This is a genomic window from Bordetella genomosp. 9 (assembly GCF_002119725.1).
GTDB lineage: Bacteria > Pseudomonadota > Gammaproteobacteria > Burkholderiales > Burkholderiaceae_B > Bordetella_C.
In genome coordinates this window covers 2,675,768-2,692,954 of record NZ_CP021109.1, presented here as the reverse complement: position 1 = coordinate 2,692,954, position 17,187 = coordinate 2,675,768, and the positions used below count along the sequence as shown (strand labels likewise).

The 17,187-nt window shown below is 66.0% G+C and carries 16 protein-coding genes; 11 read left to right on the top strand and 5 right to left on the bottom strand.

Going from position 1 to position 17,187, the window contains the following annotated elements:
• The first annotated feature begins 5 nt into the window (after positions 1-5).
• From folC to purF, 4 genes are all read left to right on the top strand, one after another.
• Positions 6-1,319 carry a bifunctional tetrahydrofolate synthase/dihydrofolate synthase gene (folC, locus tag CAL13_RS12385; RefSeq protein WP_086072552.1) on the top strand — a complete coding sequence of 438 codons (1,314 nt, stop codon included), beginning with the start codon at positions 6-8 and terminating at the stop codon, positions 1,317-1,319.
• A 174-nt stretch (positions 1,320-1,493) separates the two neighbouring features.
• Entirely contained in the window at positions 1,494-2,411 is a 918-nt protein-coding gene (locus CAL13_RS12380) for an SPOR domain-containing protein (protein WP_086072551.1), read from the top strand.
• Complete coding sequence (locus tag CAL13_RS12375; RefSeq protein WP_086057661.1) at positions 2,408-2,896, top strand: CvpA family protein; 489 nt, start codon at positions 2,408-2,410, stop codon at positions 2,894-2,896. The genes CAL13_RS12380 and CAL13_RS12375 overlap by 4 nt, the downstream gene beginning before the upstream one ends.
• Before the next feature lie 67 nt (positions 2,897-2,963).
• A complete protein-coding gene (gene purF / locus CAL13_RS12370) occupies positions 2,964-4,481 on the top strand; it encodes an amidophosphoribosyltransferase (RefSeq protein WP_086059432.1) in 1,518 nt (505 codons plus the stop codon).
• Between the two features lie 456 nt (positions 4,482-4,937).
• Here purF and CAL13_RS21240 read toward each other — a convergent pair whose 3' ends face one another.
• The 5 genes from CAL13_RS21240 to map form a co-directional block, all read right to left on the bottom strand.
• Positions 4,938-5,144 carry a hypothetical protein gene (locus tag CAL13_RS21240; RefSeq protein ID WP_157664863.1) on the bottom strand — a complete coding sequence of 69 codons (207 nt, stop codon included), beginning with the start codon at positions 5,142-5,144 and terminating at the stop codon, positions 4,938-4,940.
• Between the two features lie 598 nt (positions 5,145-5,742).
• Positions 5,743-6,216, bottom strand: coding sequence for a disulfide bond formation protein B (locus tag CAL13_RS12365; RefSeq protein ID WP_086072550.1), 474 nt, complete (start codon positions 6,214-6,216; stop codon positions 5,743-5,745).
• 17 nt (positions 6,217-6,233) lie between these two features.
• The gene (locus CAL13_RS12360; RefSeq protein ID WP_086073632.1) at positions 6,234-6,950 is read right to left on the bottom strand and encodes a MarC family protein; all 717 of its coding nucleotides are present in this window, start codon (positions 6,948-6,950) and stop codon (positions 6,234-6,236) included.
• Positions 6,951-7,071: 121 nt separating this feature from the next.
• Complete coding sequence (locus CAL13_RS12355) at positions 7,072-9,678, bottom strand: [protein-PII] uridylyltransferase (protein WP_086072549.1); 2,607 nt, start codon at positions 9,676-9,678, stop codon at positions 7,072-7,074.
• Between the two features lie 76 nt (positions 9,679-9,754).
• A complete protein-coding gene (gene map / locus CAL13_RS12350) occupies positions 9,755-10,576 on the bottom strand; it encodes a type I methionyl aminopeptidase (RefSeq protein WP_086057658.1) in 822 nt (273 codons plus the stop codon).
• A gap of 377 nt (positions 10,577-10,953) precedes the next feature.
• Between map and rpsB the strand changes: the two genes are divergently transcribed.
• From rpsB to CAL13_RS12315, 7 genes are all read left to right on the top strand, one after another.
• Positions 10,954-11,703: a 30S ribosomal protein S2 gene (gene rpsB, locus CAL13_RS12345; protein WP_086057657.1), complete on the top strand. Its 750-nt coding sequence runs from the start codon at positions 10,954-10,956 to the stop codon at positions 11,701-11,703.
• A gap of 123 nt (positions 11,704-11,826) precedes the next feature.
• Positions 11,827-12,705 (top strand): translation elongation factor Ts, encoded by an 879-nt coding sequence (gene tsf, locus CAL13_RS12340; RefSeq protein WP_086057656.1) that lies wholly within the window; start codon positions 11,827-11,829, stop codon positions 12,703-12,705.
• A 107-nt stretch (positions 12,706-12,812) separates the two neighbouring features.
• Positions 12,813-13,529, top strand: coding sequence for a UMP kinase (pyrH, locus tag CAL13_RS12335; protein ID WP_086057655.1), 717 nt, complete (start codon positions 12,813-12,815; stop codon positions 13,527-13,529).
• A 15-nt stretch (positions 13,530-13,544) separates the two neighbouring features.
• A complete protein-coding gene (gene frr / locus CAL13_RS12330; protein WP_086057654.1) occupies positions 13,545-14,105 on the top strand; it encodes a ribosome recycling factor in 561 nt (186 codons plus the stop codon).
• 45 nt (positions 14,106-14,150) lie between these two features.
• On the top strand, positions 14,151-14,906 hold the full coding sequence (uppS, locus tag CAL13_RS12325; protein ID WP_086057653.1) for a polyprenyl diphosphate synthase: 756 nt from the start codon (positions 14,151-14,153) through the stop codon (positions 14,904-14,906).
• A gap of 199 nt (positions 14,907-15,105) precedes the next feature.
• Positions 15,106-15,969 carry a phosphatidate cytidylyltransferase gene (locus tag CAL13_RS12320; RefSeq protein ID WP_086072548.1) on the top strand — a complete coding sequence of 288 codons (864 nt, stop codon included), beginning with the start codon at positions 15,106-15,108 and terminating at the stop codon, positions 15,967-15,969.
• Entirely contained in the window at positions 15,966-17,174 is a 1,209-nt protein-coding gene (locus CAL13_RS12315) for a 1-deoxy-D-xylulose-5-phosphate reductoisomerase (protein WP_086057651.1), read from the top strand. Before CAL13_RS12320 ends, CAL13_RS12315 begins: the two co-directional genes overlap by 4 nt.
• Positions 17,175-17,187: the final 13 nt, after the last annotated feature.

The window sequence follows — 17,187 nt, the reverse complement described above, 5'->3', positions numbered from 1 at the left end:
CTGCCATGTCTCTCATTACCCCGCCGGACGCCGGCGCCACGCTTGCCCAATGGCTGGCGTACCTGGAATCCCTGCATCCGAAAACCATCGATCTGGGCCTGGACCGCGTCCGCCAGGTTGCCGGGCGCCTGGACATCGATCTGGACTGCGTAAAAATCGTCGTGGGCGGCACCAACGGCAAAGGCTCCACCTGCGCGATGCTCGAAGCCATGCTGCTGGCCGCGGGTTTTCGCACCGGCCTGTATACGTCGCCCCATCTCATCCACTTCAACGAACGTGTGCGCGTCAATGGCGAGCTGGCCTCGGACGCCGATCTGACGGCCCAGTTCCAGGCCGTGGAAGCGGCCCGCGGCGACACGTCCCTGACGTATTTCGAGTTCACCACCCTGGCCGCGCTGCGGCTGTTCTCGCAGTCGCGCCTGGACGCCGTGGTGCTGGAAGTGGGGCTGGGCGGACGGCTGGACGCGGTGAATATCGTCGATGCGGATTGCGCCATCGTGACCAGCGTCGACCTGGACCACATGGAATGGCTGGGGGATACCCGGGAAAAGATCGGCTACGAAAAAGCGCACATTTACCGGGCCGGCAAGCCCGCCATTTGCGCCGACCCCGTGCCGCCGCAGACGCTGATCGACCACGCAACGGCCATCGGCGCCGACCTGTGGCTGTTCGGCCGCGATTACAACTATTCGGGCGACCGCCAACAATGGGCCTATGGCGGCCGCTCGCAACGGCGCGGGGCACTGGCCTATCCGGCCCTGCGCGGCGCCAACCAGCTGCTGAACGCCTCGGCCGCGCTGGCCGCGCTGGAGGCCCTGCGGGACCGCCTGCCGGTGCCGCAACAGGCGGTGCGGCAAGGCTTGCTGCAGGCCACCTTGCCCGGGCGTTTCCAGATTCTGCCCGGCCAGCCGACCGTCATTCTGGACGTCGGACACAACCCGCACGCCGCCGCGGTCCTGGCGCAGAACCTGGACAACATGGGTTTTCATCCCTACACGTTCGCGGTGTTCGGCATGCTCACCGACAAGGACGTCGCCGGCGTGGTGGCCAAGCTGGGGAAACGGATCGACCGCTGGTATTGCGCCGGTCTGCCGGGGCCCAGGGGCGGCCCGGGCCAGGCGCTGGCCGAACAGGTCGGAAACGCCTTGCCGCCGCCATCGGCCGGGGACGAAGCGCCGGTCATCGAGGCATTCGACGACCCGGTCCAGGCGTATGCCGCGGCGCGCGCCCGGGCAGGTGAGGGTGATAGAATCGTCGTGTTCGGCTCGTTCCTCACCGTCGCCGCGGTGCTGCAGTCATTGGGCCGCTCCGGGTCGTGACACCGGGGGGCTCGATCGTGACCGCGGCCGGATCCCGTCTCACCCGTATGCGTATGCGCGCGATGACCAAGGCCATCGCGTACGCGGCGAGCCGGTCGGTCGCAATGCTGTGCTGGCAGTTCACCTTGATTTCAAAGGCGCATCGGTGCGCCGGCTGCAAGGAATTCGTGCTTCATGGGTTTGTTTAATCGGAAAGATTCCGGCTCCGATACGCCGACGGGCCGGCCCCGTCCATCCGTATCCAGCGAGGCCCAGGCGGCCGAACTGCGTGCGCGGGCCAGGCGCCGGCTGGCAGGCGCCGTCGCCCTGGTGCTCGCGGCGGTGATCATCCTGCCCATGGTTCTGGATTCCGAACCGGCGCACGTCAGCGACGACATTCCCATCCGTATTCCGGACCGCAATTCGCCTTATCAGCCGCAAGTGTCGGAACCGCAGTCGGCGCCCGCCGACGCCGCTTCCTCCGCCGCGCCCGCCACCGCCGGCGTGGCAGCCCCGGCGCCGGCGTCTCCGCCCGCCCCGGATGCCGGCCAGTCCGCCGTGGCCGATGCCGGCAAGCCGGCTCCGGGCAAGACCGATGCCGCCCGGCCCGGCACCGACCCGGCGCATGCCGACGCCGGCCGCGCTCCGGCTGCCGGCGCCCGGCCGGAAAGCCGCCCCGAGACGCGTCCGGAGTCCCGGCCCGAAGCCGCTCGCGCCGAAACGTCCAAGCCGGAAAGCCGCGCGGACGCCAAGCCCGCCCAGCGGCCGGAGCCGGCGTCCCGTACGGACGACGGCAGCCGCGCCCTGGCGCTGCTCGAAGGCCGCGGCGCCGCCGCGTCGTCCGGCAAACCGGCGGGCGAATCGCGCGCCGACGCCAAGGGCAATTTCGTTTTGCAGATCGCCGCCTATACCACCCAGGCCGACGCGCAGGCGCGGCGCGACAAGCTCCATGCCGCCGGGGTCACCAACGCATTCGTGCAGGAGGCCAGTGTGGGCGGCAAGCAACAGTACCGGCTGCGCGTGGGCCCGTTCCCATCACGCGAAGCGGCCCAGGCGGCCCAGGCGCGCTTGCGCACGCTGGGCTATGACAACGGTTTCATCGCCGCGCAGTGACTGGGTTCGATTTCGTCGTGCTGGCGATCATCGCCGTCTCCGGCCTGCTCGGCCTGGTGCGCGGCTTGTTGAAGGAAGTGCTTTCGCTGCTCGCCTATGTGCTGGCCTTCGTCGCGGCGATCTGGTGGGGTCCGACGGTCCATGGCTGGCTGGCGTCCTGGATCGAAACCCCGGTGCTGCGCATGGGCGTGTCCTATGCGGCCGTATTCCTGGCGGTGCTGTTGGGCGTGGGGCTGGTCAACATGACGCTGTCGGCGCTCATCCGTACCACGGGTCTTTCGCCCGCCGACCATGGCCTGGGCGGCCTGTTCGGCCTGGTGCGCGGCACGCTCATCGTCCTGGTGCTGGTGACCATTGCCGGCTACACGCCGCTGCCCCAGGAAACCTGGTGGCGCGATGCCATGTTCTCCCATACGGCAACGGAGGCCGTGAAACATACCAAGGTGTGGCTGCCGCCGTCGCTGGCGTCGATGCTGCCATATTGAATGTGAAGCCGGTGCCGCCATATTGAAGGCATCCGGCTCGAATCTGTCGGATCAACAGGAAATTGCCATGTGTGGAATCGTAGGGGTCGTGGGGCGCGGGCCGGTCAACCAGCTGCTCTATGACAGTCTGCTGCTGCTGCAGCATCGGGGCCAGGATGCGGCCGGTATCGCCACCGCGCAGGGCAGCCAGTTCAACCTGTACAAGGCCCACGGCCTGGTGCGGGACGTCTTCCGCACGCGCAACATGCGCGCGCTGCCGGGCACCAGCGGCGTCGCGCAGGTGCGTTACCCCACGGCGGGGTCCAGCGCCAGCGAGGAAGAAGCCCAGCCGTTCTACGTCAACGCGCCGTTCGGCATCATGATGGCGCACAACGGCAACCTGACCAATTGGCGCGAACTGCGCGAATCCTTGTTCCGCGTCGACCGCCGTCACATCAATACGAACTCCGACTCGGAAGTCCTGCTCAATGTGCTGGCGCACGAGCTGCAGTCCGCCGCCAACGGCGTGTCGCTGGACGACGAGGCGATTTTCCGCGCGGTCGCGGCAGTGCACCGCCGCGTCAAGGGCGCGTACGCCGTGGTTGCGCAAATCGCCGGCTACGGCTTGCTGGCCTTCCGCGACCCGTACGGCATCCGGCCGCTGTGCATCGGGCGGCAGGAGACCGAGCAGGGCGTGGAATGGATGGTGGCGTCGGAATCCGTGGCCCTGGAAGGCAGCGGCTTCGATTTCGTGCGCGACGTCGCGCCGGGCGAGGCGATCTTTGTCGATCTGGATGGCCGCCTGGTCAGCCGCCAGTGCGCGGACAACGCGCAGCTGGTGCCCTGCATCTTCGAATACGTGTATTTCGCGCGTCCCGATTCGCTGATGGACGGCGTATCGGTCTACGACGCGCGGCTGCGCATGGGTGAATACCTGGCCGACAAGGTGGCGCGCAGCCTGCGCCTGGGCGACATCGATGTCGTCATGCCGATTCCCGATTCTTCCCGTCCCGCGGCCATGCAGCTGGCGGCGCGGCTGAACCTGGATTACCGGGAAGGTTTGATCAAGAATCGCTACGTGGGCCGCACCTTCATCATGCCCGGCCAGGCGGTGCGCAAGAAGTCGGTGCGCCAGAAGCTGAACGCCATCGGCCGCGAATTCAAAGGCAAGAACGTGCTGCTGGTGGACGACTCCATCGTGCGCGGCACGACCAGCCGCGAGATCGTCGACATGGCGCGAGCGGCCGGCGCCAACAAGGTGTTCTTCGCCTCGGCGGCGCCTCCGGTACGCTTCCCCAACGTGTACGGCATCGATATGCCGACCCAGCGCGAGCTTATCGCCACGGGGCGTTCGGACGCCGAGATCGCCCGGACGATCGGGGCCGATGCTCTGGTGTACCAGGACCTGAGCGACATGCAGCAGGCGGTGCGGGATTTGAATCCGACGATGTCGCGGTTCGAGGCATCGTGCTTCGATGGCAACTACGTCACCGGCGATATCACGCCCGAGTATCTGGAGCGGCTGGACAAGAGCCGGGGCCAGACGGACGAGGAGTCGCGGGGTGGGTTGATGTTCAACATGGGGTACGCGGCGAACGACGCCTGACGGGCGTTTGTCTCGGATCGATTGCCGTTGGGGTATCGCGGACGCCGGAGGCCGTAGGGCTGACCGGCGTTCGTTTTTTGGGTCGGGCTGTGCCTGGGGGGGGGTGCATAAGGGGGGCGTTGCATAAGGCCGTCCGCCGCGGTTGGCCGTTGCCCCCGCCGGCCCGATCGCCCGGTCCGGCGCCCTGCGCGCCGGACACCACTTCGCTCACCTCGTCCGGCGGCCGCTCGGCGGTTGGGTTTGTCTGGAGACCCGTGCGGCTCGCCTCCCTACGGTGTCCGCTCGTTCGGGCTCAACGGGCCGGCGGAGGCAACGGCCAACCGCGGCGGACTCCGGGATGTCTCAACGACCGGCGTCTGGGACGGGTGGGGTTCTTGCGCTTCGTGGGGGCCTGCCGAGGCGGGAAGAGAGTGGAGTGCCCGCCCATTGCGCCCGCCCAGCGCGGGCGCAATGGGCTTACGCCGCGGAGGTTTGCAGAGGGCGGTGATCGGCGTTGGCCCGCTCGATCAGGGCTTTCTTGAACGCCATCGATAGATTCTGCACCGGCTTTGGTGTCATCGGACCTTTGACCGCCTCATCCATCGAATTTGCTGGAATCAATGGCAATTCCCTTGGAGGCGCCTTCTGCTTGGTAGCCCTGATGTGCTCCTCTTGAGCAGCCATGTTGAGCCTTGAACACAAGATTCAGGACACTCCCGCAGTTTGTCCGGGGCTATCAAGGTAACGGCCCACACACGAAATTTCCGACACCCTCTCCAGGGTAACGGCCCACGCACAGAATTTCCGACACCCTCTTCAGGGCAACGGCCCGCGCACAGGACTTCTGACGCCCTCCTGGGCAGAGAATCAAGGACCAACGGCCCTACACCAGGCACGAGGCGTATGACTGATTCGGCCGCGCTGGGCGGCCGAATCAGTCGGGCACTGGACACTCTTCCACCACCGGCAGGCCGCCCCACGAAGTTCAAGAACCCAGCTCGTCCCAGACGCCAGTGGTTAGGACATCCCGGAGTCCGGCGGGGTTGGCGTTTGCCGCGCCCGGCACGTTGAGACCGAACGAGCGGATACCGTAGGGAGGCGAGCCGCACGGGTATCCAGACAGACCCAACCGCCCAGCGGCCGCCGGACGAGGTGAGCGAAGTGGTGTCCGGCGCGCAGGGCGCCGGACCGGTCGATCGGGCCGGACGCGGCAAACGACAACCCCGCCGGACGGACCAAGCATTCACCCGCGATTGCCCCCCAACCGTACCAACTCGACCCTTCACACGCGCCGACGCAATCCCAGCAAGCCCAACAGCGCCACGATCACGAACAGCCCCAGACTCCACACCGCATACTCGACGCCGAACACCTTCACCATCGCATCCATGCAGGTCGCGTAAATCCCGAACACCGACGGCAGCGCGGCATCCAGCCCGCTTCCCGCGATGAACTTATCGGCAAAGGTCTGCGCGCACGACAGCAATTGCGACGCCACCGTGATCTGGTACCAGGCGGCGGCTATTCCGCACAACGCCAGAATGAACGTCAGCAGCGCGCCGGCCTTACGTATCGCAGCCGGCAACCATGCCGTGGCCAGGCATACGACGCCGATCGCGATATAGATCAGGCGCTGCAGCACGCACCACGCGCAAGGCTGCATGCCGAAGGCGTACTGGGAAATCAGCGCGGCCGCCACGGCGCCGAACGACAGGATGGCTGTGAATATCAGGATGCGTTGCGTCGTTGACGTCATGACAGTGGTGTTTTCCTTCATTGCGCAGGCGGCGTTGCGATATGGGCGCCCGCTTCGATCATCACCCCAAGCAGAAGTTCGTGCACGCCGTCCCACACAATCTGTACGCCCAGGCAAAGCAGCACGAAGGCGGACAAACGCATGAACACCGACGTGCCGCTTTCGCCAAGCCGGTAGAGGAATTGCGCCGCGAAGCGCAGGCAGACATAAAGCGTCAGCGACGTAACCAGAATGCCCGGCAGCGAACCGGCCAACTTGACGAGGCTGACGATATGATCGGGCTCGCGCAGCGATGCGCCCACGGTGATCGCCGCGGCGATCGAACCGGGTCCGCAACTGATCGGGAAGGTCAGCGGATAGAACGCCCGGGCCTTTGCCATCTCGGGCGTGAACGAATCCGCCATGCGCGCCGCCCGCTCCACGCCGGCATCCGGCGAATTCACCAAACGCCAGGCGCTGCCGATGACCAGCAGGCCACCGCCGATACGCACGATGGCCAGCGACAGACCGAAGAATGCGAGCAGTACGTTGCCGGCCACCATGGCCACAGTCAGCATCAGGCCGACGTTGATGGTGACCCGTTTTGCCAGGGCCAGACGCGTGCTGGACGACGCGCCCTCTGTCAGCGTCCAGAAAATCGGCGCCACCGCGGGTGGATTGAGAATCGGCAAAAGCGTGGCGAGCGCAAAAAGAAAACTGCGACCGAAAACCAGCAGGTAGTCGTGCAAGGGCATGGACGGATGCGGCCTGGCCGGCTGATGAAAAAAGCCGATTGTAAGCGGCCCGCCGTGCGCGCCGTGGACCGTTTTCCCAAATCGCGCCAGATCCGATCCCGCGCGTGCTTGCAAGATGCGGTCAGGCCGCCGCGCGCCGTGCGCCGTCGCCGGCCAATGCGTCCAGGATGGCCTCTTCGAATTGCATCTGGCTGCGCGGCCGCTCCAGTGCCGCGCCTTCGATGATGAAGACGTCCTCGACGCGGTCGCCCAGCGTCATCACCTTCGCCATCTGCAGATTGACGCCATGGCTGGCGAACACGCGCGCGAGCGCGTGCAACAGCCCGGGGCGGTCGGTGGCTGTGACCGACAGGCGCCAGGACTGGCTGCGTTCGTCGGGCTGCAATTCGGCCTGGGGCGGCACAGGGAACACGCGCGACATGCGCGACTGGCGGTTGCGGCCATAGGGTGCGGCGCCCGCGGCAGCCGCGTGCGAGAACGTGGCGGGATCCTTCAGGCGCTCGGCCAGTTCGTGCTCGACCAGCGCGGCCTGGGCGCGCAGGTCGCTGGCGCCGTCGGGCAGCAGGACGATGAAGCTGTCCAGCGCCCACCCGTGCCGGGTCGTATGAATGCGCGCGTCCTGGATGCTCAGGGACTTGGCGTCGAAGTAGCCGCATATGGCGGCGAACAGGTCCGGCACGTCGCGCGTGTAGACCATCACCTGCAGCCCTTCGCTTTGTTCCGTGGGCCGCGCCTTTACCACAGGCTGCTCGGGCGCCGGCCGGTGGTAAAGGTGGCGCGTGTGCCAGGCGATGTCCGAGGCGTCGTGACGGAGGAAGTACGCCACATCGAGCTGGCGCCAGAACGCCTCGCGCGCGTCGTCGCGCAGGCCAGCCAGACGCGTCAAGCGGGCGGCTTCGGCCCGCCGGTGATTGAGCACGGTGTCGGCATCATGGTGCGCGCCGCCCAGCGCCGCCAGGGTAAGGCGGTACAAGTCTTCCAGCAGCTTGCCTTTCCAGGCGTTCCAGACCTTGGGACTGGTGCCGCGGATGTCTGCCACCGTCAGCAGGTACAGCGCGGTCAGATGACGTTCGTCCTTGACCGCAGCGGCGAAGTCGCGCACGACGTCGGGATCGGACAGGTCACGCTTCTGCGCAACGGTGGACATGAGCAGGTGCTGGCGCACCAGGAACTCGACCAGTTCAGCGTCTTCCGGCGCCATGTTGTGGTCCTGCGCGAACTTGCGCACGTCGCGCGCGCCCAGCTCCGAGTGGTCGCCGCCTCGGCCCTTGGCGATGTCGTGAAAAAGCGCGGCCACGTAAAGCAGCCAATGGCGGTCGAATTCAGAGATCAGCTGGCTGGCCAGCGGATACTCCTGCGCGTGCTCGGGCATGGTGAAACGCCGCAGGTTGCGGATGACCGTGAGCGTGTGCTGATCCACCGTGTATACGTGGAACAGGTCGTGCTGCATCTGGCCCACGATGCGGCGAAACACCGGCAGGTAGCGGGGCAGGATGTTCAGCATGGTCATACGGCGCAATGCGTGCACGATACCGGCCGGCTGCTGCAGTATCTGCAGGAACAGATGGCGGTTCACCGGGTTGCGGCGGAACTGCGCGTCGATACGATGGCGGGCATGCCACATGGCGCGCAGGGTGCGCGCCGACATGCCGCTCAGATGCGGGTGCTGCTGCATGGTCAGGAAGGCGCGCAGCAGCAAGGTGGGATTGCGCTCGAAGGCGTCGTCCCGGATGATGTCCAGGCGATCGTGCAGACTGCGGAAGTCGTCGTCGATCTCGCGCGCGTCGCAGGCGGGGCGGGGAAACAGCCGTTCCTCGATGTTCTGCACCAGGATGGCGTTCAGCTGCGTGACCAGCCGCGCGGCCCAGTAATAGCGCTGCATCATCAGTTCGCTGGCGCGCCGCGTGGCGGTCGCCTTGATGCCGTAGACCTCCGCCAGCGCGGGCTGCAGGTCGAACAGCACGCGGTCTTCCCGCCGCTTGGCCATCAGGTGCAGCTCGATGCGCAGCCGCTTGAATGCCTGTTCCGCGCGCCGCAGGCCGCGCGCTTCCGATGCCGTCAGCAGGCCGGCGCGGGCGATCTCGCGCCAGCTTTCGCCAAAGCCCGCGGCGCGCGCCATCCACATGATGACCTGCAGATCCCGCAGTCCGCCGGGCGATTCCTTGCAGTTCGGTTCGAGCGCGTAAGGCGTGTCCTGATGGCGCGCGTGCCGCTGCTGCATTTCAACGCGCTTGGCGCGGAAGAACAGGGCGGGGTCCAGCCTTGCGCGCATCGCCGCGTCGAAGGACTTCATCAACGCGCGATTGCCCGCCAGCCAGCGCGATTCCAGCAAGGCGGTTTCCACCGTGATGTCGGCGTCGGCCTCGCGTTCGCAGTCGGCGATCGTGCGGACGCTATGGCCGGGCTCCAGGCCCAGGTCCCACAGCGCGGCGACCAGGCGTTCGATGGCGCCTTCTTCATCGGGCGAGGGCGCGTGGGGAAGCAGGATCAGCAGATCGACGTCGGAATGCGGGTACAGCTCGCCGCGCCCGTAGCCGCCCACGGCGGCCAGGACGGCGCCGGGCGGCAGGGGGCACTGCTTGACCAGATCGCGCAGGGTCTGGTCGGTGATGCGCCGCAATTCGTGCAGCAGCGGGTCCGGACGCTCGTGCTCGCGAAAGGCGGCGATGGCGGCCTCGCGTTTCTCGCGCATGCGGGCGCGCAGCGACGGCAGGTCCATGGCGGTCATGGCGTTGGCTTCTTTCCGTGTCGATAGGGACTTGGCGTCCGGGCGATGCCGCCGGCCCCCGTTCGGGTGGCCGTGGCTACCCGGCCGGGACGGCGATGTGCTCGGTCACGAAGGCGGGCGGGGCGGGCATGCCGGGAGAAACCGTCAGCACTTCATAACCGGTTTCCGTCACGAGCACCGTATGCTCCCATTGCGCAGACAGGCTGTGGTCGCGCGTGACCACTGTCCAGCCGTCCGAAAGCTGGCGGATTTCGCGCCGGCCGGCGTTGATCATCGGCTCGATGGTGAAAATCATGCCCGGCACCAGCCTGACGCCGCTGCCCGGCTTGCCATAGTGCAGCACCTGCGGGTCTTCGTGGAAACGGCGGCCGACGCCGTGGCCGCAGAATTCGCGCACGACGGAGAATCCGGCGCCCTCGGCGTGCTTCTGGATGGCATGCCCGATGTCGCCCAGCGTGGCGCCGGCGCGCACCTGGCGGATGCCGAGCCACATGCATTCATAGGTGACGTCCGTCAGGCGCCGGGCCAGGATGGACGGCTCGCCGACATAGAACATCCGGCTGGTATCGCCGAACCAGCCGTCCTTGATGATCGTGACGTCGATATTCAGCACGTCCCCGTTTTTCAGCACCTTGTCGCCCGGAATGCCATGGCACACCTGATGGTTCACCGAGGTGCAGATGGCGCCGGGGAAGGGCGGATAGCCGGGAGGCGCATATCCGACGGTGGCGGATTTGACCTTCAGCTCTTCGGTCAGATAGGTCAGGGCCAGGCGGTCGAGCTCGCCGGTCGTGACGCCGGGTTTGACGAAAGGCGCCAGGTAGTCCAGCACGCGTGCGGCGTCCTGGCAGGCCAGGCGCATCTTGTCCAGATCGGCGGGGTCGGTGACTATGCCCATGTATCAGCTTGAGGATTGTCTTGGAAAAATAGTAGAATTATAGGCTTTCCCCGAAAGCGGGGGTGCGCAGGCGCGGTGTTCGGCTTGTACGGAGCTGTGTTGTACGGAACTGTCTTGTACCGAACTGTCTTGTGCGGGAGAGGCCGGATCGGCCCCGCTCGCGGAAGCGAGCTGTATAGGGTCGTATAGGACCGCATAGGACCGTATAGGCCCAGGACCGCATAGGCCGCACAGGACACCGCCCTCGAATCAACGCTTTCAAATCGCGCGCCAAGCCAACCAGGGTGTGGACGCCGCAACGCTGCTGTACTTCTACTTTAGCAGGCGAAGCGTCGTCGATACGGGCCTGGCGCAAGTCCCAACCCTTGGAGATCATTATGTCCCTCATGCGTGAAATGCTGGAAGCCGGCGTCCATTTCGGCCACCAGACCCGTTACTGGAATCCGAAGATGGCGCCCTTCATCTTCGGCCAGCGTAACAAGATCCACATCGTCAACCTCGAGCAGACCGTTGCCAAGTATCTCGAGGCCACCAAGTTCGTGAAACAGCTGGCCGCCCGCGGAGGCACCATCCTGTTCGTCGGCACCAAGCGCGCCGCGCGCGAACTGATCGCCGCCGAAGCCTCCCGTGCCGGCATGCCTTACGTCGACGCCCGCTGGCTCGGCGGCATGCTGACCAACTTCAAGACGGTCAAGACCTCCATCAAGCGCCTGAAGGACATGGAAGCGGTGGTCGCCGAAGGCGGGGCCGAGCGCATGATCAAGAAGGAAGGTCTGCTGTTCCAGCGCGAACTGGAAAAGCTGAACAAGTCCATGGGCGGTATCAAGGACATGAACGGCCTGCCCGACGCGCTGTTCGTCATCGACGTCGGCTATCACAAGATTGCCATCGCCGAAGCCCGCAAGCTGGGTATCCCGGTCGTGGCCGTGGTCGACACCAACCACTCCCCCGACGGCATCGATTACGTCATTCCCGGCAACGATGACTCGGCCAAGGCCATCGCGCTGTACGCCAAGGGCATCGCCGACGCCGTGGTCGAAGGCCGCGAGCAGAACCTGAACGGTCTGGTCGAGGAAGGCGGCGAAGGCCAGGAAGAATTCGTGGAAGTGCAGGACGGCCAGGCCTGATCGGCTGCGCCCGGGCGGACAGTCGCCCGACCGCCGCGGCCCGCCGGGCCGCGCGCGCTTTCCCGTATCGAAACGACATGCCCCGGCTCGCCGGGGCGTGCTTTAGCAAGAAATGGAGCGAACATGGCTGAAATTACCGCCTCGATGGTCAAGGAATTGCGCGAGAAGACCGACGCGCCCATGATGGAGTGCAAGAAGGCGCTGACCGAAGCCCAGGGCGACCTGGCTCGCGCCGAGGAAATCCTGCGCGTGAAGCTGGGCAACAAGGCCAGCAAGGCTGCTGCCCGCGTCACGGCCGAAGGCCTGATCGGCCTTTACATCTCCGCCGACGCCAAGCAGGGCGCCGTGATCGAAGTCAATTGCGAAACCGACTTCGTCGCGAAGAACGACGACTTCGTCGCCTTCGTGAACAAGCTGGCCGAACTGGTCGCCGTTCAGAATCCGGCCGATGTCGCGGCGCTGTCCGAGCTGCCGCTGGATGGCGGCACCGTGGAAACCACGCGTACTGCCCTGGTCGGCAAGATTGGCGAAAACATTTCGGTGCGCCGTTTCCAGCGCATGGAAACCGCCAACAAACTGGCCAGCTATGTTCACGGCGGCAAGATCGGCGTGCTGGTTGACTTCAGCGGCGCCGACACCGTCGGCAAGGACCTGGCAATGCACATCGCCGCGACCAAGCCCAAGGCCCTGAATGCCGAAGGCGTGTCGGCCGCGGACATCGCCGCCGAGCGCTCGGTTGCCGAGCAGAAGGCCGCCGAATCCGGCAAGCCCGCCGAAATCGTCGCCAAGATGGTCGAAGGCTCGGTGCAGAAATTCTTGAAGGAAGTCACGCTGCTGTCGCAGCCCTTCGTCAAGAATGACAAGCAATCGGTCGAGCAGATGCTCAAGGCAGAGGGCGCTTCCATCGCGCGCTTCGCCCTGTTCATCGTCGGCGAAGGCATCGAAAAGAAGACCACGGACTTCGCGGCTGAAGTCGCCGCTGCCGCCGCCGGCCGCGCCTGAGCGCAAGTCGTCCGTCCGCATTACCGTTTTTTTATTACAGGCCGGCGCGTGACCGGCCTATTTCTTGTCTTACACTTCCGTCGGATCGTTTCTCGGGGATATCGCCTATGGCCAGCAGATCGTATAAGCGGGTTCTTCTCAAACTGTCCGGCGAAGCCCTGATGGGCGACGATGCCTTCGGCATCAACCGCGGCACTATTGCCCGGATGACCGAGGAAATCGCCGAGATCGTCAACCTGGGCGTCGAGTTGGCCATCGTCATCGGCGGGGGCAACATCTTCCGCGGCGTCGCGCCGGGGGCCCAGGGCATGGACCGGGCCACCGCCGACTACATGGGCATGATGGCCACCGTCATGAACGCCCTGGCCCTGCAGGATGCGCTCAAGCATCGCAGCGTGGACGCGCGGGTGCAATCCGCCCTGAATATCGAGCAGGTTGTCGAACCCTATATACGGCCCAAGGCCCTGCGCTACCTCGAGGAAGGCAAAGTCGTGATTTTTGCCGCCGGCACGGGCAACCCGTTTTTCACTACCGACACGGCAGCCGCCTTGCGCGGCGCCGAAATCGGCGCGGAGATCGTGTTGAAGGCGACCAAGGTGGACGGCATCTACAGCGCCGATCCCAACAAGGATCCGGACGCGACGCGTTATGCGCGCATCAGCTTCGACGAAGTCATCGTGCGCCGACTCGAAGTCATGGATGCCACCGCTTTTGCGTTGTGCCGGGACCAGAAACTGCCCATCAAGGTCTTTTCCATCAATAAGTCGGGTGCCCTGAAGCGTGCGGTCACCGGTGAAGATGAAGGCACCCTGGTACACGTTTGAATCGAAGGAGTCGCAATGAGCGTCGCAGACATCAAGAAATCGGCCGAGTCCCGGATGGCCAAGTCCATCGAAACGCTCAAGGTCAACCTGTCCAAGATCCGTACCGGGCGGGCGCATACCGGCATCCTGGACCATGTGCACGTCGAGTACTACGGTTCGCCGGTGCCGATCAGCCAGGTCGCCAACGTCAACCTCGTGGACGCGCGCACCATCAGCGTCCAGCCCTATGAGAAGAGCATGGCGGGACCGGTCGAAAAGGCCATCCGCGAGTCGGACCTGGGTCTGAACCCGGTGTCCATGGGCGAAACCATACGCGTGCCGATGCCGGCCCTGACCGAAGAGCGGCGCCGCGATCTGACCAAGGTCGTGAAGAACGAGGGCGAGGAAGCGAAGATCGCGGTGCGCAATCTTCGCCGGGAGGCCAATGAAGGCCTGAAGAAGCTGGTCAAGGACAAGTCGATTTCCGAAGACGAGGAACGCCGCGCGCAGGACGAAGTGCAGAAGCTGACCGACCGCTGCGTGGGCGAGATCGACAAGATGATCGCCCAGAAAGAAGCGGAAATCATGACCGTCTAGAGCGAACCGGCCATGCGCGGCAGCGCTGGTCATCCAAGCCAACTCATGACTATCAGTTCTACCCAGGCGATACCGCAAACGTCTGAAATCCCCCAGCACGTTGCCATCATCATGGATGGGAACGGCCGCTGGGCCACGCAGCGGCATCTGCCTCGCACCGCCGGTCACGCCAAGGGCGTACAGGCGGTGCGGCGGGTCGTGGAGGCCTGCGGGCGCCGCGGCGTCCGCTATCTGACCTTGTTCGCTTTCAGTTCCGAAAACTGGCGTCGTCCGGCGGAAGAGGTATCTCTGCTCATGCGGCTGTTCGTGCAGGCGCTGGAGCGCGAGGTCGACAAGCTGCAAGGCCAGGGCGTGCGCCTGCGGGTGGTGGGCGACCTGACGCCTTTCGAGCCACGGCTGCGGGAACTGATAGAGCAGGCCCAGGCGCGTACCGCGCATAACGACCGGCTGCATCTGTCGGTTTGCGCCAACTACGGCGGCCGCTGGGACATTCTCCAGGCGACACGCAGGATGCTGGCCGAGAATCCGGCGCTGGCCCAGACGCCGGAGCGCATCGACGAGCCCACGCTCAGCCGATATCTTTCCATGGCCTGGGCGCCGGAGCCGGACCTGTTCATCCGCACCGGCGGGGAACAGCGCATTTCCAATTACCTGATCTGGCAGCTCGCGTATACCGAGCTGTACTTCACCGACCGCTATTGGCCTGATTTCGGCGCCCCCGAACTGGAAGCCGCCTTCGAATGGTATCGGACCCGGGAACGGCGCTTCGGCCGCACGAGCGCGCAGTTGGGAAAAGGATGAGGGGATGACCCACGCCCGATGACCCACCCCCGATGACCCACCCCCGAAGCGCTGTCGCGCTTCCCCCTCAAGGGGGCGACGCTGGCGGACCGGCGGAGCCGGATCCGCGGCGTCCCGGGTCGGGGCAGATGTGAGTGGGCGTGACAGCGTTCTTTGGGAAGCTTGGGTTTGCCGTCATGAATAACTGAGAAGAGGGTTTATGCTCCGACAGCGTATCGTCACCGCCGTTGTCCTTCTCGCCGTGCTGGCCGCCGCGATGGCGGCGCCTGGCGCCTGGCCTTTCATGATCCTGATGGCCGTTGCCATCGGGTGTGCCGGCTGGGAATGGACGCGCTTGACGTTGCCCGCCGGCAGTGGCGCGTCGGGGGCGGCTGTCATTGGAATCGTGCTGGCGGGCGTTTCGCTGTTGCTGACCGCGTGGTGGCTCGGCCTGGGCGATCCGGGCTTGGCGGCCTTGTCGCGCGAGATCATGTTCAAGGTGGTGATGCCGCTGTCCGCGGTGTTGTGGATTGTCGGCGCCACGGCCGCGGTGGTGCGCGGCCGCGCCGATGCGGCGCCGGTCAGCCCGGCGCTGACGATTTTCGCCATTCCGGCGTTGTTGGCGGCATGGGCGGTGCTGGCGGTACTGTTCATGGCGCGCGGACCCATTTTCGTGCTGTCCCTGCTTGCCTTGGTGTGGGCCGCGGATATCGCGGCCTATTTTGGCGGGCGCGCTTTCGGCCGGCGCAAGCTGGCGCCGCGGGTCAGTCCCGGGAAAACGGTGGAAGGCGCCATCAGCGGCGTCGCGGCCGCCGTGGCATGGATCGGCGTGAGCAGCATGTGGGAAGGTACGTTTGGTCACGCGCTGGCGCAGCGCTGGACGATCTGGGGCGCCTTGCCCATAGCGGCGCTTCTGGCCGCGCTGTCCATCGTCGGAGACCTGTTCGAATCGTTGCTCAAGCGCCGCGCAGGACGCAAGGATTCCAGCCAGCTGCTGCCCGGGCACGGCGGGGTTTACGATCGTATCGACGCCATTCTGCCGGTAGCGCCGGTGGCATTGATTTTGAGCGGAGTACTGTTTTGAGCGGGTTTCAGCGTATCGCGGTCCTCGGCTCCACGGGCTCCATCGGGGAGAGTACGCTCGACGTGATTGCGCGCCATCCGGACCGGCTGGCGGTGTACGCGCTGTCGGCCCACAGCAGGATGGAAAAGCTCGCGCAGCAGGCGCGGGCCAGCGGCGCCCGCGTCGTCGTCGTGCCCGATGACGCGGCACGGCAACGATTCTTCCAGGCCTGGCCGGACCGGACACCGCTGCCCGAAGTGCGGGTCGGCGCCAGCGCCCTGGCCGACACCGCCGCCGATCCGGACTGCGATACCGTAATGGCCGCCATCGTGGGCGCGGCCGGGCTGCCTTCCGCCCTGGCTGCCGCACGCGCCGGCAAGCGCGTCCTGCTCGCCAACAAGGAAGCCCTGGTGGCCGCGGGCTCGCTGTTCATGGCGGCCGTACGCGACCATGGCGCCGAACTGCTTCCCATCGACAGCGAACACAACGCCATCTTCCAGTGCCTGCCGCACGGCGACCGCGCTGCCGCGCCGACGCGGCCGGCAGCCGGCGTGCGCCGGCTGATACTGACCGCTTCCGGCGGCCCGTTCCGGGATCGCGATCCCGCAGAGCTTCATGGCATTACGCCGGCGCAGGCCTGCGCCCATCCGAACTGGAGCATGGGCCGCAAGATTTCCGTGGACTCCGCCACCATGGCGAACAAGGGCCTGGAAGTCATCGAGGCCCATTGGCTGTTCGCCATGCCGCGGGAGCGCATCGAAGTCTTGATCCATCCGCAGAGCGTGGTCCATTCCATGGTCGAGTACGAGGACGGTTCCGTCCTGGCGCAATTGGGACAACCCGACATGCGCACACCGATCGCCTACGGACTGGGGTTCCCGGAGCGGCTCGCAAGCGGGGTGGGGCTGTTGGATCTGGCGCGCTGGGGGCGTCTGGACTTCGAAAAGCCCGATCTGCGCCGGTTTCCCTGTCTGGGGCTTGCCTTCGATGCGCTATCGGCCGGGCAGGGCGCCTGCATCGCCCTGAATGCCGCGAACGAAATCGCGGTCGACGCATTCCTTCACGACCGTTTGCCCTATACGCGGATCCCGCAGGTCATTGCCGAGACGCTGGAGTGGCACGCCGGTCGGCCATCTGTTACCCTGAACCACCTCGACGACGTCCTGGCGGAGGACGCCGCGGCCCGCGCGCACGCCGCCGGTTCCGTCCCCGCCGTCGCGTCTTGAGCGGCCGGCTCTC